We start from the raw sequence: 18768 nt of genomic DNA on the forward strand, positions 1-18768 counted from the left end.
GCGGTGTTGGCTAAACGGCGACTTGATGATTCGACATCACGCAGGTCGACGAGATTGGGTGGCTAAGCACGAGCCGCGTCATCTCGGCGACGAAGACTTCCTTGGTGATCGGGGGTTCGTCGACGACGTAGCGCACCGTTGCGCCGAGTAGTTGAACCATGAGCCAAGAAGCGGCCTCGACGTCGAAGTCGAGCCGTGGGTCGCAGTGCGCCACAAGGTGTTCCCGAATCGCGCCACCGATCAGTGCCTCGATCGGCTTCAGCAGCTCTACGCCGCTGCGCCCCGGCAGCTGGCCGGCGATCACCTTCAGGATTTCCGGTCGTTCGAGCATCGCGTCAAGCTGCGCCGCGACCGCGGCCGCCACCAGATTGTCGGGATCGGTATGAGTGACCGCACGCAGGTTGCTGGTCACTCGTTCTAGAAGTTCTTGGGTGTACTCCTCAACCAGGGTGTCCATGATCGCCTCCTTGTTGGGGAAGTACTGGTACAGCGAGCCCGGGCTGATCCCCGCTGTCGAGGCGATCCGATTGGTCGATGCGCCGTCGTAGCCTCGCTTTTGGAGCAGTTCTGCGGTCGCGGCCAGGATGCGGCGCACCGTATCCCGCGACCGGTCCTGCACTGGCCTCTTTCGCGGGCGCGACTTTCCTCCCATGGTTGTTAAGGCCATTGCCATCCTTTCGAACTTTGTTCTAGAGCCCTGTCAGCCGAACCCTCACCTGGTTGTGAATGACCGGGACCACCGGTCCTGCCGCCATTGGCAGATTGTCATCCTTGGTTGACAGTATCGATAGCGTATCCCCCCTCCCTAGACTGTCAACCATGGTTGTCGAAACAGGCTTCAAGGCGTTCCAGACCGATCTCGGCCAGGCACTTCGGATGGCCTGGTGGAGCTATCTACACCGGATCGACGCCGAGATGGAGTCGGCCGGCTACCCCGAACGCAGCTATCCCATCAACTACGTCTTCGCCCTCTACGCCCAGCCAGGGCCGATGACGATTTCGGAAATGAGCCGCCAATTCACCATCAGCAGACAGGCGGCCAGCAAGATCGTCGCAGCGCTGCGCGAACGCGAGTACGTGACAGTCACCGCGTCGACCACCGACCAGCGCGAGAAAATCGTCGAGCTCACCCCGAAGGCGATCGACCACGTCACCGCACGGTTGGAAGCCGCATCTGCGCTGGACCGCGACGTCCGCGCCCGCATCGGCGACGAGGGCCTGGCAGAACTGTGCCGACTGCTCGACCAGGTTTGCCAGGCCGCCATCGGCGAGGCCGGAGCGGACCCCATCAACCGCTACCGCTCGCCCAAGCTGTGGTAACCCAGGCGCCGGTCCAGGTGCTGGTTACGGCGCCCGGAAAAAGCCGGTGAGGTTGGCACCAAAGTTGCCGATGCCGGTGATGAGGTCTGGGGTGGTGAGGTTGTTGGTGCCGGTGTTGTAGATGCCGCTGATGTAGGTGCCGTAGTTGGTGAGGCCGGCGAGGTAGTCGCCGTAGTTGAGGTAGCCGCTGGTGTGGCCGCCGGTGGTGGGGTTGGTGCCGGTGTTGAAGAAGCCGCTGCTGCCGGTGCCGGTGTTGAAGAAGCCGGAGGAGGCGCCGCCGCCGGTGTTGTTGAAGCCGCTGGAGGTGGTGGCGGTGGTGTTGAAGACGCCGGGGTTGATTTCGAAGAGGGTGTAGGTGGTTTTGTAGTCGGAGAGGATGGCGCCGGCGAGTTGGTCTCGTACGGCGGGGTCGCCGTAGTAGTAGTCGTAGCTGGTGTGGATGGGGATGTCGATGGCGAAGGAGGGGTTGACGTCGTCGGCTCGCCAGAGCAGTCCCATGCTGCGGTTGCCGCCGATGAAGGCTCCGGTGTTGAGGTTGCCGCTGTTGCCCAGGCCGGTGTTGATGTTGCCGCTGTTGTCGGAGCCGGTGTTGGTGTGGCCGAGGTTGAAGTTGCCGGTGTTGGTGTTGCCGAGGTTGAACAGGCCGGTGTTGTAGTTGCCGCTGTTGTTGTCGCCGAGGTTGTAGTGCCCGGAGTTGAAGGATCCGGTGTTGAAGTCGCCGGTGTTGAACAGGCCGGTGTTGGAGTGCCCGGAGTTGAACAGGCCGGTGTTGCCGTGGCCGGAGTTGAACAGGCCGTTGTTGGCGGTGCCGGAGTTCAGGCCGCCGAAGCCGATTTGACCGTCGCCGGTCAGGCCGATGCCGATGTTGCCGGTGCCGGTGTTGGCTAGGCCGATGTTGGCGTCGCCGGTGTTGGCCAGGCCGAAGTTGTAGTTGCCCAGGTTGGCCAGGCCGATGTTGAAGCTGCCGGTGTTGGCGCTGCCGAGGTTGAGGCTGCCCAGGTTGGCGCTGCCCAGGTTGGTGCTGCCGTAGTTGGCTGCGCCGATGTTGTTGTTGCCCAGGTTGGCGCTGCCGAGGTTGAAGTTGCCCAGGTTGGCGTTGCCGACGTTGCCGTAGCCGATGTCGGCGTAGCCGAGGTTGGCGGGGTGGGTGTAGCTGATGCCGAAGATGCCGGCGATGTTTTGTCCGCTCATCCCGATGCCGGAGACGACGTCGGCGACGTTGGAGGTGACCGCGCTGGCGCTGCCTTGGTTGAGGATCCCGGAGATGGCGTTGCCGTAGTTGGCCAAGCCGGTGGCATAGGAGCTGTCGTCGGCGGTGAAGTTGAGCAGGCCCGAGGAGCCGGTGCCGGAGTTGCCGAATCCGGAGACTCCGCTGCCGGCGCCGTTGTTGAAAAAGCCCGAGGAGCCGCTGGCGGTGTTGAACAGTCCGGTGCCGGCGGGGATGTCGAACAGGGTGATCTCGGTGGTGGTGACGATGCCGGTGCTGCCCAGGTCGGTGGGCAAGGTGATGGTCAGGTTCCAGCCGCCGGTGCCGTGGTTGTCGCTGTTCCAGAACATGCCGTTGTTGGCGTTGCCGGTGATGAACAGTCCGGTGTTGAGGTCGCCGGGGTTGCCGATGCCGGTGTTGATGCTGCCCGGGTTCCAGATGCCGGTGTTGGAGTCACCGGCGTTGGCCAGGCCGGTGTTGAAGCTGCCGGCGTTTTCCCCGCCGGTGTTGAACGCCCCGGTGTTCCACCAGCCGGTGTTGGCGTGTCCGGAGTTGGTCAATCCGGTGTTGTAGCTGCCGGTGTTGCCAAAGCCCCAGTTACCGACCCCGGAGTTCCACAACCCGTAGTTGTTGGTGTCGGTGTTGAGGTAGCCGAAGTTGTGGATCCCGGCGTTGAACAGCCCGACGTTGTCGGTGTGGGCGTTGAACAGCCCGTTGTTGTTGATCCCGGCGTTGAGCAGGCCCAGGTTGGCCGCCCCGGCGTTGCCGATGCCGGTGTTGGTGTCCCCGGCGTTGAAGAACCCGGTGTTGGCGGTGCCGGAGTTGAACAACCCGGCGTTGCCCGTCCCGGAGTTCAGCCCGCCGAAACCGACCTGGTAGTCACCGGTCAAACCGATACCGATGTTGCCGGTGCCGGTGTTGGCCAGCCCGATGTTGACGTCACCGGTGTTGGCCAGCCCCAGGTTGTAGCTGCCGTAGTTGCCCAGCCCGATGTTGAGGTCCCCGAGGTTGGCCAGCCCGACGTTGGCGTTGCCCCAGTTGCCCGCGCCCCAGTTGTAGCTGCCGAAGTTGGCCTTGCCGAGGTTGTAGTCCCCGACGTTGGCCCCACCGAAGGTGTTGTAGCTGCCGACGTTGGCGCTGCCGAAGTTCCAGAACCCGGTGTTGCCGAAACCGTAGTTGCGGTAGCCGATGTTGCCGCTGCCGGAGTTGCTGTCGCCGTAGTTGCCGCTGCCGAAGTTCCAGTCGCCGACATTGCCGCTGCCGAAGTTGAAGTCACCGATGTTGCCCCCGCAGCCCCACATCAGGCTGAACCAGCCCGGCGGGAACCCGCTGAAGAACGCGAAGTTGGCGTTGCCGACGTTGCCGTTGCCCAGGTTGAAGTTGCCCACGTTGGCGTTGCCGATGTTGCCGTAGCCGACATCGGCGAACCCGATGTTGCGCGGCAACGCCGCCAGCAGATGCACCCCGGACAGGTTCTGCCCCACGTTGCCCAGCCCCGAGACCACATCCGGGCCGGCCCCGCCGCCGGTGCCCACGTTGAGCAGACCCGACATCGAGTTGCCCCACTGCAGATACCCCGACAGCGCCCCACCCATGTTCAACGTGCCCGAGCTGTACCCGTCGGAGCCGTAGGCCAGGTTCACAAACCCCGAGTTGCCCGCACCGTAATTGCCCAGCCCCGACGAGCCGCCAGCACCGGTGTTGAAAAACCCCGACGACGGGTCGGTGGTCAGATTCCCAAACCCCGGCGACCCGCCGATGCTAAACAGCGTCCACCAATCGTGTTCCACGGTGTACGGGGCGTTCTGATACGCCTCCAACTGCTCGTAATACCACCCGGGGTTGTTCATCTCGGCGAACGAGGTGAACTTGTATTCGGTGGTCGTTTCGATCGAATACCCCAGCGACCACAAGCCCTGGTCATCACCGCGCCACAACAGCCCGTTGCTGCGGTTACCCGAGATCAACGCCCCGGTGTTCAAACTCCCGGTGTTCCCCACCCCGGTGTTGATGTCACCGGCATTGTAGAAACCGGTGTTGTGACTGCCCGCGTTGAAAAACCCGGTGTTCACATTCCCCGGATTGGCGAAACCAGTGTTGTAACTACCCGCGTTGAACCCACCGGTGTTGAAACTGCCCGAATTCCACCACCCCGAATTCGCCACCCCCGAACCGGCCACACCCGTGTTGTAACGACCCGAGTTCTCCAACCCCCAGTTCCCCACCCCCGAGTTGAACGCACCGAAATTACCCGTCCCCGAGTTCAAGAACCCCACATTGCCCGTCCCCGAGTTGAACAACCCCGAATTACCACTGCCCGAGTTGAACCCACCGAACCCGAACTGGTTGTCCCCGGTCAACCCGATACCGACACTCCCACTCCCCGTGTTCGCCAACCCGATATTCCCATTACCCGTGTTCCCGAACCCCACATTCAAACTCCCCGTGTTCCCACCCCCAAAATTCAAACTCCCCAGATTACCGCTCCCAAAATTCACACTCCCCAAATTCCCCGACCCAAAATTACTACTCCCCAAATTACCCCCACCCACATTCAAACTACCCCCATTACCCACACCCACATTCGAATCCCCCAAATTCCCCAACCCCACATTAAACCCACCCACATTCCCATCCCCCACATTAAAACTCCCCACACTCCCCGAACCCACATTCCACCGACCCACATCACCAAAACCAAAATTGATGCCGGTGGACTCGAGGAAAGCCCGCGGCCCCAGCGCCTGCAGCGGGGAGGTGAAGGCCGTCAAACCCGAAGCGGCGGCCGAGGCGCCGGAGTAATAGCCGGCCATCGCGGCGACATCCTGGGCCCACATCTGTTCGTAGGCGGCCTCGGCGGACGCGATGGCGGGGGCGTTGATCCCCAGCCAGTTCGAGGTCACCAACGAAACAAACTGCGTGCGGTTGGCGGCCACCACCGCCGGCGGCACGGTGGTCTGCAGAGCCGCCTCGAACGCCGCGGCCGCGACCCGGGCCTGAGCGGCCGCCGCCTCGGCGTTGGCGGCGACCGCGCTCAGCCACCCGGTGTAGGGGGCGGCGGCCGCCAGCATCGCCGCCGACGCCGCACCCTGCCACGCGGCACCCGCCAGCGCCGACGTCGTCGCCTCGAAAGACGCCGCCGCCGCACTCAACTCGGCCGCCAGGCTGTCCCACGCCTGTGCCGCAGCAAACAGCGGACGGGAGCCGGCGCCCCCATACATGAGCGCGGAGTTGATCTCTGGTGCCAGCGTCGGATATTCCATGGTTCCTTTTGCCTTCATGCCAATGAGCCCAGTGACTGAGCCATTCCAATAGCGCAGAAAAGTATCAGCAATGCCTACCGTCCGTAGCGGTTTTCAGAAAATCCGAATAAGTTTCCGGACGACCGGGCACACTCAGTGTAACCAGCCCAAATGCGAGAGTTTGCACATCTTTTGGCGGCTCAAATACGAGCAATATTCACTTTCGCGAAATCACCCTAAAGCGCCGTTTATTGGCGCTATTGTTCCGACGCAACAACGAATCCAGAAATGTACGAGGTGTGTCCAGCGATGTCCTACACGACGGTGACCCCAGAGGCCTTGGCGCAGGCGGCAACAAACCTGCAGGGGATCGGTTCGACGCTGACCGAGGCCAGTTCCATGGCCGCGCCGGCAACCACCGGCGTGCTCGCGGCCGGCGCGGATGAAGTGTCGGCAGCCATCGCGTCGCTGTTCAACAGCCACGCTCTCAACTACCAAGCTGTCAGCGCCCAAGCTGCGCGATTCCACTCCCAGTTCGTGCAGGCGATGCAAGGCGCAGCGGACTCGTACGCGACCGCCGAGGCGGTGAACGCCGGCCCCCTGCAAAGCGTCGAGCAGAGCGTGCAAAGCGCTGTCCAGACGATCCAGTCCCGCCCGATCATCGGCAACGGCGCCGACGGCACCGCCACGAATCCCAACGGAAAAGCCGGCGGTTGGCTGTACGGCAACGGTGGAAACGGCTATGACAACAGCGCGAACCCCGGTGCGGCCGGGGGCGCCGGTGGTGCGGGGGGTCTGATCGGCTCGGGCGGTGCCGGCGGAGCCGGTGGTGCGGGAGCCGCCGGCGGCGCTGGCGGGTCCGCCGGACTGATCGGCCGCGGCGGTGCGGGTGGCACCGGCGGCGTCGGCAGCGTGGCCGACGTCGCGGGTATCGGCGGGATCGGCGGCAACGGGGGGTTGTTCCTCGGTAGCGGCGGTGCCGGCGGTGCCGGCGGCGACGGCACCGCAGTGGGCGCCAACGGTGGTGCCGGCGGGGCTGGCGGCAACAGCGGATGGCTCGGCAGCGGCGGCGGCGCTGGTGGCGCGGGCGCCAACGGCGGCGTTGGCGGCACCGGCGGCGACAGCGGATGGCTCGGCAGCGGCGGGGTGGGCGGGGCGGGCGGCGCCGGCGACTCCGGGATCGGTGGAGACGGAGGCGCCGGCGGTGCCGCCGGGACGCTCGTCGGCAACGGTGGCGACGGCGGCTCGGGCGGCGAGGGAATCACCGCCGCCGGCAACGGCGGAGCCGCAGGCCGTGCCGCGTCCCTCGTCGGCAACGGCGGTGCCGGCGGCGACGGTGCGCAGGGTGCGGTCGGCGCCAACGGAGCCCGGCTGATCGGCAACGGCGGCCGGGGCGGACACAGCTTGGACGCCACGACGACCGGCGCGGACGGCGGCCACAGCGGGTGGCTGTACGGCATCGGCGGCGCCGGCGGAAACGGCGGGGCCGCGGCGGATGGTGGCGCGGGCGGCAACGGCGGTTACCTGTTCGGCGACGGCGGCAACGGTGGCTACGGCGGCGGCGGTACCGGTGGCGCCGGGGGGACGGCCGGGCTGCTCATCGGCAACGGTGGGTCCGGCGGGGATGGCGGTGTCGGCGCGGCCGGCGCTGCCGGCGGGACGCTGTTCGGCGACGGCGGTCACGGCGGTGACAGCCTGAATGCGGGCACGGCCGGCGCCGCGGGCGGCCGCAGCGGCTTGTTGTACGGCACCGGCGGTAGCGGCGGCACCGGCGGAGCCGGCGCGGACGGCGGCACCGGCGGCAACGGCGGCCACCTGTTCGGCAACGGCGGCAACGGCGGCGACGGAGGCGCCAACGACGCTGGTAACGGAGGCAACGGCGGTGCCGCGGGCAGAGCCGGATTGCTCGTCGGTGACGGTGGGTCGGGCGGCAACGGCGCCGGGGGCTCACTCGGCTTCGACGGCGGACTCGGCGCGGCCGGGGCAGACGCCGGGTACCTGATCGGCGACGGCGGCAGCGCCGGCGACACGCTCACGTCCGGGGTGGCCGGCGGCAATGGCGCCAAAGCCGGGCTGCTCATCGGCAACGGAGGCGCTGGCGGCGACGGCGGCGCCGGCGCCGCGGGAGGTCATGGAGCCGACGCCGGTCTGCTGGTCGGCGCCGGCGGCGACGGCGGAAATGCGCGAAGCACCAACGGCACGATTCCGACCGGAGCTGACGGCGGCAACGGCGGCAACGGCGGGTGGATTTACGGCGAAGGCGGCGACGGCGGCAACGGCGGCACCGCCCTGATGGCCAGCATGAACGGCGGCAACGGCGGGCACGGCGGATCTGTCGGGCTGTGGGGCAACGGCGGGGACGGCGGCAACGCCGGAAGCGCCGGACTGGTCGAGGACTTCGGATCCGCCACCACTGGCAACGGCGGGCAAGGCGGCAGCAGCGGTGCCGGCGGATGGCTCTTCGGTGCCGGCGGGAACGGCGGCAACGGCGGTGCCGGCGGCGATTCCGCAGCGGCCGGCGGCCTCGGCGGCGACGGGGGTGCCGGCAGCCGGGGTGGCTTGCTGTGGGGTCTCGGAGGCAACGGTGGCGACGGCGGGGCCGGCGGCGGCAGCGTCGAAAACAGCGACCGGGCCGGGGCCGGCAACGGCGGCGCCGGCGGGGCCGGCGGCAGCGTCGGGCTGTTCGGTGTCGGCGGCAACGGCGGGGCCGGAGGCGACGGTGGCGACGGCCTGACCGCCTTGACCAGGGCTCCCGGCGGGGCCGGCGGGACGGGCGGAAACGGCGGCGACGGCGGCTTGCTGTGGGGCGTGGGCGGTAACGGCGGCGCCGGCGGCGATGCGGGCGACGGCGGCAACATCGGCTACGCCAACGCCGGCGGCAACGGAGGCAACGGCGGCAACGCCGGGTTGGTCGGCGTCGGCGGAGCCGGTGGGGACGGCGGCGACGGCAGCAACGCAAACCGTGTCACCGGCGACGGCGGCGCCGGCGGCAACGGAGGCAACGGCGGCAGCACCGCCGGCCTCGTCGGTTACGGCGGCGACGGCGGTGCGGCAGGGCACGGCGGTGACGGCGGCAATTCCGGCGAGGGCGGCCTCGGCGGCAACGGCGGCAACGGCGGCAACGCCGACAGCCTGGTCGGCATTGGCGGCAACGGCGGGGCCGGCGGGGCCGGCGGGTATGGGGATTCCGGAAATGTGCCGGACGGGACCGACGGTATTGGCGGAACGGGCGGCATGATCGCCGGAATTGACGGTACCGCCGGCTAGCACTCGAATTGTCGCGCCTTGTCGGTAACGATCTGCGGACGCCTATTGCGAGACCTGGCTCGCATTTGAGTCCACTCGTCGGCGGGCGGCGGGCACATCCCGACGATCCAGCCGCTAAAAAAGAACCGCGGTGCGGCGCGGAATTGGACATTTACCGTTTGGGGATTAAGGGCCGACTTCTTAGCGTGCTCGCGCTATTCGTACCGAGCCCAGTTGTCGCCCTTGTCGGTAATAGGCCCCCGGCAACAGCAAACAACTCCGGTCCACAGCGGCCGGCCGCATCCGGGCGGTTGCCTCCCGATCGACGCCGGTTGCGACATAGGGTCGAACCATGACCTCCGTGCCAGCAATCCCCGACATCACCGCCACCCGGGCGTGGGACAACCTGCGCAGTCATTACGACAAGATCGGACAGACCCACCTTCGGCAGTTCTTCGCCGACGATCCCGACCGCGGGCGCGAACTGACGCTCACGGTGGGCGACCTCTATATCGACTACAGCAAGCACCGCGTCACCCGCGAGACGTTGCAGCTGTTGGTCGACCTGGCCCGCGCGGCCAACCTGGAAGAACGTCGCGCGGCGATGTTCGCCGGTGCGCACATCAACACCTCGGAGGATCGTGCGGTACTGCACACCGCGCTGCGGTTGCCCCGCGACGCCGACCTGATCGTCGACGGACAGAACGTCGTCCGGGACGTGCACGAGGTGCTGGACGCGATGGGCGACTTCACCGACCGGCTGCGCAACGGCGACTGGCGAGGAGCCACCGGCGAGCGGATCAAGACCGTCGTCAACATCGGCATCGGCGGCTCGGACCTGGGCCCGGTGATGGTGTATCAGGCGTTGCGCCACTACGCCGACGCCGGCATCTCGGCGCGCTTCGTGTCCAACGTGGACCCCGCCGACCTGGTTGCGACGCTGGCCGACTTGGACCCTGCCACAACACTTTTCATCGTGGCGTCGAAGACGTTCTCCACGCTGGAGACGCTGACCAACGCTACCGCGGCTCGGCGGTGGCTCACCGATGCGCTCGGAGATGCCGCAGTGGCAAAGCATTTCGTCGCCGTCTCCACCAACAAGCGCCTGGTCGACGACTTCGGCATCAACACCGACAACATGTTCGGCTTCTGGGATTGGGTCGGCGGGCGGTACTCGGTCGACTCGGCGATCGGGCTGTCGGTGATGGCCGTCATCGGCCGAGAAGCCTTCGCCGACTTCCTTTCTGGCTTCCACATCGTCGACGAACACTTCCGAACCGCGTCACTGGAATCCAACGCGCCCGTCCTGCTCGGGTTGATCGGGCTTTGGTACTCCAACTTCTTCAACGCCCAATCACGCGCAGTCTTGCCGTATTCCAATGACTTGGCGCGCTTTGCCGCCTATCTGCAGCAGCTGACCATGGAATCCAATGGCAAGTCCACGCGCGCCGACGGGCAACCGGTCACCACCGACACCGGCGAAATCTTCTGGGGCGAGCCAGGAACCAACGGCCAGCACGCCTTCTATCAGCTGCTGCATCAGGGCACCCGGTTGGTTCCGGCCGACTTCATCGGGTTCAGTCAACCCACCGACGACCTGCCCACCGCCGAAGGCACCGGCAGCATGCACGACCTGTTGATGAGCAACTTCTTCGCCCAGACCCAGGTGCTGGCGTTCGGCAAGACCGCCGAGGAAATCGCCGCGGAAGGCACCCCCGCCGAGGTCGTGCCACACAAGGTGATGCCCGGTAACCGGCCGACAACCTCGATCCTGGCCAACCGGCTCACGCCGTCGGTCGTGGGCCAATTGATCGCCTTGTACGAGCACCAGGTCTTCGTCGAGGGCGTGATCTGGGGCATCGACTCGTTCGACCAATGGGGCGTGGAATTGGGCAAGACGCAGGCCAAGGCGTTGCTTCCGGTGATCACCAGCGAGAACGCCCCCGAGCCCCTGTCGGACAGTTCGACCGACGCGCTGGTGCGCCGCTACCGCACGGAGCGCGGACGCGCGGGCTGACGCTCCCCGCTGAGTGTGAATCGCACGGCGCGACACGCTATGAACGCGTCGCGCCGTTCACACTCGCGGTGGCTAAGCGAAGCGTTTGGTCAGCGGCGGCGGCAACACCCGCAGCAGCTGCACCAACGGCGCCCACGGCCAACGCGGCACCACCGCGCGTCCGGGCTCGCGCTCGATGGCGTCGACCAGGGCCTTGACCCCGGTGTCGTTGTCCACCATCAACATCGTGCTCGAGGACTTGGCGGTCATCTCCGACTCGATGTACCCGGGCTCGATCGACGAGATCTTGATCGGACCCTTCACGTACTCGGCGCGCAGCGATTCACCCAGCGACGTCAGTCCGGCTTTGCTTGCGCAGTACGCGGCCTTGACGCCCGGCACGCCCTTGTTGCCGAGCACCGAGGAGATGAGCACCAGGTGGCCCGATCCGCTCTTGTTGAACATCTCGAGCGCGGTTTCGATCTGCACCAGCGCGGACACCAGGTTGGTCTCGATGGTCGCCTTATTCGCCCACAGTTTGCCGGAGCCCAGCCGCGCCCCCTTGCCGATGCCGGCGTTGACGATGACGCGGTCGATGCCGCCCAGTTCGTCGCTCAGCGCGGCAAACACCTTCGGCACCTGCTCGTGGTCGTTGACGTCCAACGCCGCCACTGCGACCTTGATCGACGGGTACCGCTGCGTCAGCTCCGCTTTCAGTTCATCGAGCCGATCGGTGCGACGCGCGCACAGCGCGAGGTCGCGGCCTTTAGCAGCAAAGGCCCGGGCCATGCCGGCGCCGAGGCCGGAGCTGGCTCCGGTGATGAGGATTTTCTGACGAGTCACCTCGGCAGCATATCGACCGAGCGACACGCCCTCGTTCACCACAGTGAAAGAAGCAAACTGATGAACGCTGAAATCCCCAGGACAGGAATCATCAGCAGGACAAAGGCGGGCGGGTTGTTGAAGTACGCCCAGGCCAAGAGGTAATTGAGCGGGAGCAAGAAGAATGGGTTCAACACCAGGTCGTAGAACAGTTGGCCGAGGGTTCCAAAAGGGTCGTTAACGACGTTGGCGGCCGTGTAGAGCAACTTGAGTGGCAAACCGTTCAGTGTTCCCCAGATGTTGAGCACCTGCGGCGGGAGCGGGAGCAGAGCGGCGTTGGCGGCCTCTGCACTGGCGTACACATCCGCGCCGGCGTTCAGGCGCTCTACAAACTGGTCACGGAACGCCTCCGCCTTACTGGCCGCCGCCTGGTACTCCTGGCCGTGACCGGAGAACAAGCGAGCGATGCCCTCCGATATCTCATCGGCGGCAGCCGGCTGCAGATCGGTTATTGGGGCCGCCACCGCGAGGTGTGTGGCATCGAGCGTCGAACCGATCGCCGCAAGATCCAGACCCGCGGCTTTGACTGCCTCCGAGGCCACCATCACGTGTGACATCTCCGCCCCTCCAGCCCGGGCTAGCAACTGCGTGGCCCTGGTTGCAATTCAAGATCGTGATTATCTAATCATACTCCACCATTCCATTTTGACAACCTTGTTCCAAAATTTAGGCATGCGTCCGCTGCGCCATCACGGCCGCTCGCGATAAGCCCTGCCTACTTGAGTAGCCTCGACAAACGCCGGTCGGCGAGCACCTTGCCGCCGGTCTGACACGTCGGGCAGTACTGAAAAGACTTGTCCGCGAACGACACTTCGCGCACGGTGTCCCCGCATACCGGGCACGGCAAGCCGGTGCGGGCGTGGACCCGCAGCCCCGACCGCTTCTCGCCCTTGAGCATGGCCGCACCCTGACCGACGGAGCGCGCGACCGCGTCGGAGAGCACCGAGACCATCGCGTCGTGCAGGGTATGCAGCTGCGCTTCGCTGAGTTTGCCGGCCGTTGCGAACGGCGAGAGTTTGGCGACGTGCAGAATCTCGTCGCTGTACGCGTTGCCGATGCCCGCGATCACCTTCTGGTCGGTGATCACCGTCTTGAGCCGCCCCGTGTTACCCGCCAGGAGGCCGGACAGGTCGTCGACCGACAGGCTCAGCGCGTCCGGGCCAAGGGTGGCGATCTGCGGAATCTGCTGCGGGTCGGTGACGAGCCAGACGGCCAGTCGCTTCTGGGTGCCGGCCTCGGTCAGGTCGAATCCCGGTGCGCTGCCCGGGGTGCCCAGGTGGACCCGCAGCGCGATCGGTCCCTTGCCCGGCCGCAGCGGCGCCGCGGCCAACGTGTCCGACCAGCGCAGCCACCCGGCGCGGGACAAGTGGGTGATCAACCACAGCTCACCGGCTTGCAGCCCCAGGTATTTGCCCCAGCGACCGGCACCGACGACGGTCTGGCCGTGTAGGGCATTGATGGGCGGATCGAAGGTCTTCAGCACCGACAGCGCGGCGACGTCGACGCGACCGACCGTCAACCCGACGGCGTGCCGACGCAAGTGATCGGCCAGCGCTTCGATTTCCGGGAGTTCGGGCACCCGTCCAGTCTGCCCGAGTGCTCGGCGAACCTGCAGACGCTAGGTCGGTCAGTCGACCGCTTGGCCTGCGGCCTGTCCGCCGGCAGCACCCGCCGCGCCGAATCCGCCGGCACCCGCATACAGACCACCCGAACCCAACGGACCGTCGCCACGCAATCCGCCGAGGCCCCCCGCACCAGCCGTTGCGCTCACGGCCGACTCGGTGCCGGTCGCGGGAACGGAAGGCACATCCGCGGCGGAACCGCCGTACGGCCCGAGGGCGCCACCGTCGCCGTATAACCAACCGCTGTGGTCGCCATAGCTGATGGCATTGGCACCAGCGGACTGGTTGCCATTGCTGGCAGCAGCCGGGGCACCCCCGTGGGCGCCGGCAACACCGACACCAGCCGGAGCCAGCAGCAGCCCACTGGGTACCGCGCCGCTTGCGTCGGCGGGCGCGACAGCGGGCGCTTGTATCGCCGCGCCTGCCTCCACGACGTCGACAACGCCGGCACTGCTCGCCAGCGGGGTCAGCCAGCCGCCGGCGGCGCCTCCGTGACCACCCGCCGCGCCAGCGGGCTGAGTTCCATGACCCGCGGCACCGAAACCTCCGGCTCCACCTCTGCCCAACAAAGCCGCGGATGCCGCTGCGCTACCGCCCGGCGTGGCGGCTGAGCCAGTCCCGTAAAGGAACCCGCCGTGGCTGCCGCTTTGAACCGCGGCCGCCGCAGCGGCTCCGTTTCCGAGCGCCGGGCCTCCGCCGACACCCAGCGCGGTCTCGCCGGCCGCCGCCGCGGCGGGCGTGGCCGCGGCCCCCAATGCCTGCCCCACCAGTTGCATCGGCAGTTCGTTGGCCGCTTCGGTGAGCGCGTACTGTTCGGCGCCCCCACTCATGAGGTTCACGAATTGCTGATGGAACAGCGCCGCCTGTTGGCTGACGGCTTGGTATGCCTGAGCATGCGCGCTGAACAACGTCGAGAGCGCCACCGAAACCTCGTCGGCGCCCGCGGCCAGGACCGCACTGGTCGGGAACGCCGCCTGGGCGTTGGCTGCGCTAAGGGATGTCGCGATGCCGGCGAGCTCGGTGGCCGCTTGGGCCACATACTCGGGCGCCGCAATCACCCAAGACATCGACAACCTCCCGGCCACTGCGACAGCGACGAGCCGTCACGTCTTCCACACGAGTTGAGTAGGAGCCCCGATGCTATCTCGTTTCAATAACGATTCCGAACCCCTAGTCCAAATCCTTACTTCGCTATCAGAGTCAGAAGCGTTTCAGCAGAACGTGCGTGACACGACCTCAATGGCCCCTTAATAAATAGGTATCCATGATCCAGCCGTGGCGAGTACGCGCCTCGGTACGCAACGCCTCGATGCGAGCTCCGACCTCACCGACCTTGCCCGCAACCAGTAGTTCCTTGTCCGTGCCCAGATAGGCGCCCCACCAGATCCTGGTGTCGGGCGGGCAGGTGAGAAACGAGCAGTTGGCATCGAGCATCACCACCGCCGAACCGGATAGCCCCGTTTCGCGTAGCTGCCTTCCGGTTGTGAGCAGGACCGGTTCGCCGACTTCGTTGAGCGGTATGCGATGCCGAGCCGTCAATGCCTGCACCGCGGTGATGCCGGGAATCACGTCATAGCTGAAGTCGACGTCGGGTACCGCGGACCCGATGGCGTCGAGAATGCGCAGCGTGCTGTCGTACAGCGAGGGGTCCCCCCAGGCCAGGAATGCGCCGACGCCGTCGGGACCCAGTTCGTCGCGGATGGCCGCCGCCCAGATCCGGGCGCGTTCGGCGTGCCAGTCGGCGACGGCCTCGCGGTAGTCGCCGTCTTTGGCGCGTGGCGGATCGGCTAGTTCGACAAACCGATATCCGGGCGCGCGAATGAACCGCGCGCAGATCTCCCGCCGCAGGCCCACCAGGTCGCTCTTGGTCTCGCCCTTGTCCATAGCGAAGAACACCTGGGTGTCGTTCAGCGCGTCGATCGCCTGGACCGTCATGTAGTCGGGATCGCCCGCACCGATGCCGATGACGTGGATGTGCCGGCTCACCGTGCCAGTCAATCGAATTGAGACCACGAGGATCTAGTCGGGACCGCAAGTACCCGGTACCATGGGTACCGTCTGAACCTCCCAATGAAGGGATGCCCAGCGATGACCACAGCGGTAAAGCCGGACAGGCCGAGTCGTGAGGAGTTCTCGGAGCGTCTGCTCAAAGGCTCGGTCAAGAAGTCTTACGAGCCCATCGTCGACATCGACTGGGATGCACCGCTGGACCCGGACAAGTTCTACTTGCCACCCAAGCTGGTCTCGCTGTACGGCACCCCGATGTGGGACGAGATGACGCGCGAGCAACAGATCGAGTTGTCCCGCCAGGAACTGGTCAACACGCTGTCGGCGGGGATCTGGTTCGAGAACATGCTCAACCAGTCGCTGCTGCGCACCATCCTGCATGAGGACCCGACCAGCCGAACGACTCACTACAAGCTGACCGAACTCGGGGACGAGACCCGCCACATGGTCATGTTCGGCAAGGCGATCGAGCGCATCGGCGCCAAGCCCGTCCGGCCGCGCCGGTCGCACCGCTGGGTCATCAACGCGCTCCCCCTGGCGTTCCAGCGGGGTTCAATGCTGTGGGTGGCGGCGTTGATCGGCGAGGAGATCTTCGACTCGCTCCAGCGGCAGATGATGGACGACCCGGAATTGCAGCCAATCATCCAGCGGCTCATGCGAATTCACGTCACCGAGGAAGCCCGCCACATCCAGTTCGCCCGGGACGGCGCACGCAAGCGAGTGGCCGAAATGCCCCGACTGAACCGGTGGTTCATGGCCAACATCAATGGGCTGGGCGGTTACTTCTTCAACTATCTGTTCAGCAACCCGATCCCGTACGCGCGCGCAGGACTCGACCCCAAACGGGCGCGGCGGGTCGCGCGCAGCAGCCCACACCGTCGCGAGATTCAGATCGCCGGCTTCGCCCCATTGGCAGCGTTCTTGGAAGAGGTGGGCCTGATGGGGCCGATCGCGCGCCGCGGTTGGAAGCGCAGCAGATTTCTGTGACCCGACCGCCCGTGCCGCACGAGTCGCATCACCACGTCGTCATAGCCAGCACGGAAGGTCACCGGGTCCAAGACGCGCTCCGGGCTGCCGGCATCACCGACTGCCTGGTTCTGGACGACCCCATCGAAAGCTCCGTCTTTGACGACGCGACCGACACGTGGGTGTTGTGCACGGGCGGCGACGACGCCCGCCGGGCCGACGTCGTGATCACCGACCGGCACGGGTTCCTCCCGTGGATACCGGACATCCCCGGCCGCGGTGAGTTCGCCGGCGAGTCGTTTCATGCTGCGGCATGGGACTCCGCGTTCGATCCGGCAGGCAAGCACATCGCGGTGGTCGGAACCGACTCTGCGGCAGGGCATTACATCGGCGCGCTGCTCGAATCGGCCCGATTGGTGACAGCTTTCGCCGTACCGCCCCGCCGTTTTATCACCGAACTGCTGCTGCCCAGGACCCGCGCGCTGCGCTGGCTGTTCCGACGCATACCCGTCCGCCCGGAGCGCCCTGCCGTTCGGCAGGTGATGTCGGCGATCGCGTCGGTGACGCCGTCGGGCATCCGCACCAGCGACGGCGTCGAGCATCGGGCCGACGTGATCATCTACGGCACCGGCTACACGGTCGCCGCCGACCACACGCTGGTGGGCTCCCGTGGACTGTGCATCCAGCAAGCCTGGGCCGACGGGATGGAGCCATTCCTCGGCGTGGCCGTGCACGGCTTTCCCAACTACTTCTTCCTCACCGGCCCCGGCATCGACGCACAGATCAAGTACGTCGTCAGATGTCTGCAGCACATGACGCGCATGGCCAGTCCCCGCATCGAAGTGCGCCGCAGCAGCCAACAGGTTTTCAACGAGCGCGCCCAGCTCACGCCGGCGCAGCCGCTGCCGGTGGCGTCCGCCTTCGACCTGTCGTCCAGTGCGCCGGAGCGCGAGGACGACGTCTACGACGGCACCGCCACGCTGCAGATCGCCGATACCCGCTGCGAGGTGCACGTCCGACTCGCCGGCCGCCTGGATCCCCTCGACGGCAGGTACCACTGGCAAGGAACGGTCCTCGACCGACTGCCGTCGGAAACCCTCCGACAGGCACGGGCCGGCACGCTGTCCGTTGGTGCGCACAGCGCACCCGCACGAATCACCGAGGAAACGCCGTGGGGAACGCACTCGGTGGCCGGAGTCGGCGCACCGCCGTTCGCGTCGCCGACAGGCTGAATTGGTGACATTGCGTCCGCGGAAATCCGGTTAGGCTGGGTACACCCAGAAACTGGAGGTTGGCCGCATGCGCGATTTGGGTAACCACCTTGGGTCACGCTTGCCGCGGCTAAACGACGAGACCGAACAGCATCCTCAACCAATTGGCGGGGCAGAGTTTCGAGGAGCAGAAGATGGGACCGGACGAACGGGCGTCGTTTAGGACGTACCACCGCGTGACGGTGGCGTATCGAGACTCGAGGCGCTGGTCCCAATGAGCGCCCCACAGGCCGCCGCCTCTCCTACCCCGTTGAATATTGCGCAGCGGAGTGAACAGTCGGCGGTGATTCTGACGGTCGACGGCGTGCTGGACGCCGGCAACTCCGGGGAGCTCCGCGACAGCATCACGAAGGCCACGTTCGACGAACCGTTCGGGGTCGTCGTGGACGTCAGCGGCCTTGAGGTGCCCGGCGAGGATGCGTGGTCGATCCTGCTCAGCGCCCGCTGGCAATTCGAGACGCGGCCAGAAGTTCCCATCGTGTTGGTCTGCGAAAACCGCGCCGCCCGCGAGGCGATCACCCGCAGCGGAGTGGCCCGGTTCATGCCGGTTTTTCCGACCGACAAAGGGGCGCTGAAGGCCGTCACCAAGCTGACGCGCCGCAAGGTCCACCGCGGCGAGGCCAAACTGCCCGCCAACCTGACCAGCCTGCGCGAGTCGCGGAAGCTGGTTCGCGAATGGCTCACCAGCTGGTCGAAGCCGGGGTTGGTTCCGGTTGCCCTGGTGGTGGTCAACGTGTTCATCGAGAACGTCCTCGAGCACACCAACAGCGACCCGGTGCTGCGGCTTGAGGTCGACGGCCCGACCGCGACCATCGCGATCTCCGACACGAGCAGTGCCCAGGCCGTGCGCCTGGCGTCGCCCCCGAAGGGCATCGACGTATCCGGCCTGGCGATCGTCGACGCGTTGTCGCGCGCCTGGGGCTGCGTGCCCACGTCGTCCGGCAAGACTGTTTGGGCGATCATCGGGCCCGAGAACCAGCTGTAAATCTGCCGTCCAACAGGTTTTACT

The 18768-nt window shown here is 66.5% G+C and carries 13 protein-coding genes and 1 pseudogene; 6 read left to right on the forward strand and 8 right to left on the reverse strand.

The annotated features are described in order from the left end of the window. Positions 1 to 10: 10 nt before the first annotated feature. The gene (locus G6N68_RS22755; RefSeq protein ID WP_240355575.1) at positions 11 to 619 is read right to left on the reverse strand and encodes a TetR/AcrR family transcriptional regulator; all 609 of its coding nucleotides are present in this window, start codon (positions 617 to 619) and stop codon (positions 11 to 13) included. Positions 620 to 819: 200 nt separating this feature from the next. On the opposite strand from G6N68_RS22755, the gene G6N68_RS22760 reads away from it, so the two are divergent. Continuing rightward, complete coding sequence (locus G6N68_RS22760; protein WP_163717207.1) at positions 820 to 1320, forward strand: MarR family winged helix-turn-helix transcriptional regulator; 501 nt, start codon at positions 820 to 822, stop codon at positions 1318 to 1320. Between the two features lie 24 nt (positions 1321 to 1344). Here G6N68_RS22760 and G6N68_RS22765 read toward each other — a convergent pair whose 3' ends face one another. Further along, a complete protein-coding gene (locus G6N68_RS22765) occupies positions 1345 to 5790 on the reverse strand; it encodes a PPE family protein (RefSeq protein ID WP_371871713.1) in 4446 nt (1481 codons plus the stop codon). A gap of 288 nt (positions 5791 to 6078) precedes the next feature. Between G6N68_RS22765 and G6N68_RS22770 the strand changes: the two genes are divergently transcribed. Then, on the forward strand, positions 6079 to 9036 hold the full coding sequence (locus G6N68_RS22770) for a PE family protein (RefSeq protein WP_163717219.1): 2958 nt from the start codon (positions 6079 to 6081) through the stop codon (positions 9034 to 9036). Positions 9037 to 9367: 331 nt separating this feature from the next. Beyond that, positions 9368 to 11032, forward strand: a complete 1665-nt coding sequence (gene pgi / locus G6N68_RS22775; RefSeq protein ID WP_163717221.1) for a glucose-6-phosphate isomerase — start codon at positions 9368 to 9370, stop codon at positions 11030 to 11032. Between the two features lie 72 nt (positions 11033 to 11104). Here the strand turns inward: pgi and G6N68_RS22780 are convergent, their stop codons facing one another. From G6N68_RS22780 to cobF, 6 genes and pseudogenes are all read right to left on the reverse strand, one after another. After that, complete coding sequence (locus G6N68_RS22780) at positions 11105 to 11854, reverse strand: SDR family oxidoreductase (RefSeq protein ID WP_163717223.1); 750 nt, start codon at positions 11852 to 11854, stop codon at positions 11105 to 11107. A 35-nt stretch (positions 11855 to 11889) separates the two neighbouring features. Further along, on the reverse strand, positions 11890 to 12438 hold the full coding sequence (locus G6N68_RS22785) for a PE family protein (RefSeq protein WP_240355820.1): 549 nt from the start codon (positions 12436 to 12438) through the stop codon (positions 11890 to 11892). A gap of 170 nt (positions 12439 to 12608) precedes the next feature. Beyond that, on the reverse strand, positions 12609 to 13076 hold the full coding sequence (locus G6N68_RS31105) for a zinc finger domain-containing protein (protein WP_240355821.1): 468 nt from the start codon (positions 13074 to 13076) through the stop codon (positions 12609 to 12611). Positions 13077 to 13229: 153 nt separating this feature from the next. Then, positions 13230 to 13472: pseudogene (locus G6N68_RS31110) on the reverse strand (DNA-formamidopyrimidine glycosylase family protein); the annotation flags it as partial. 48 nt (positions 13473 to 13520) lie between these two features. Next, positions 13521 to 14582 carry a PE family protein gene (locus G6N68_RS31640; RefSeq protein WP_205351418.1) on the reverse strand — a complete coding sequence of 354 codons (1062 nt, stop codon included), beginning with the start codon at positions 14580 to 14582 and terminating at the stop codon, positions 13521 to 13523. Positions 14583 to 14751: 169 nt separating this feature from the next. After that, positions 14752 to 15501, reverse strand: a complete 750-nt coding sequence (cobF, locus tag G6N68_RS22800) for a precorrin-6A synthase (deacetylating) (protein ID WP_163717228.1) — start codon at positions 15499 to 15501, stop codon at positions 14752 to 14754. 102 nt (positions 15502 to 15603) lie between these two features. Here cobF and G6N68_RS22805 point away from each other — a divergent pair, with 102 nt between their 5' ends. The 3 genes from G6N68_RS22805 to G6N68_RS22815 all read left to right on the forward strand — a co-directional run bounded on the left by G6N68_RS22805 (position 15604) and on the right by G6N68_RS22815 (position 18744). Then, positions 15604 to 16509, forward strand: a complete 906-nt coding sequence (locus G6N68_RS22805) for an AurF N-oxygenase family protein (RefSeq protein ID WP_163717230.1) — start codon at positions 15604 to 15606, stop codon at positions 16507 to 16509. 236 nt (positions 16510 to 16745) lie between these two features. Next, the gene (locus G6N68_RS22810; protein ID WP_240355823.1) at positions 16746 to 17720 is read left to right on the forward strand and encodes a DUF4873 domain-containing protein; all 975 of its coding nucleotides are present in this window, start codon (positions 16746 to 16748) and stop codon (positions 17718 to 17720) included. A 253-nt stretch (positions 17721 to 17973) separates the two neighbouring features. Further along, a complete protein-coding gene (locus G6N68_RS22815) occupies positions 17974 to 18744 on the forward strand; it encodes an STAS domain-containing protein (RefSeq protein ID WP_163717234.1) in 771 nt (256 codons plus the stop codon). The last annotated feature ends 24 nt before the right edge of the window (positions 18745 to 18768 follow it).

It is taken from the genome of Mycobacterium bourgelatii (assembly GCF_010723575.1).
Lineage (GTDB): Bacteria > Actinomycetota > Actinomycetes > Mycobacteriales > Mycobacteriaceae > Mycobacterium > Mycobacterium bourgelatii.

Bases quoted from the DNA above. Each gene is read 5' to 3' on its own strand.
- G6N68_RS22760 (WP_163717207.1), top strand. From the start codon at position 820: ATGGTTGTCGAAACAGGCTTCAAGGCGTTCCAGACCGATCTCGGCCAG.
- G6N68_RS22765 (WP_371871713.1), bottom strand. From the start codon at position 5,790: ATGGAATATCCGACGCTGGCACCAGAGATCAACTCCGCGCTCATGTAT.
- G6N68_RS22770 (WP_163717219.1), top strand. From the start codon at position 6,079: ATGTCCTACACGACGGTGACCCCAGAGGCCTTGGCGCAGGCGGCAACA.
- pgi (WP_163717221.1), top strand. From the start codon at position 9,368: ATGACCTCCGTGCCAGCAATCCCCGACATCACCGCCACCCGGGCGTGG.
- G6N68_RS22785 (WP_240355820.1), bottom strand. From the start codon at position 12,438: ATGGTGGCCTCGGAGGCAGTCAAAGCCGCGGGTCTGGATCTTGCGGCG.
- G6N68_RS31640 (WP_205351418.1), bottom strand. From the start codon at position 14,582: ATGTCTTGGGTGATTGCGGCGCCCGAGTATGTGGCCCAAGCGGCCACC.
- G6N68_RS22805 (WP_163717230.1), top strand. From the start codon at position 15,604: ATGACCACAGCGGTAAAGCCGGACAGGCCGAGTCGTGAGGAGTTCTCG.
- G6N68_RS22815 (WP_163717234.1), top strand. From the start codon at position 17,974: ATGAGCGCCCCACAGGCCGCCGCCTCTCCTACCCCGTTGAATATTGCG.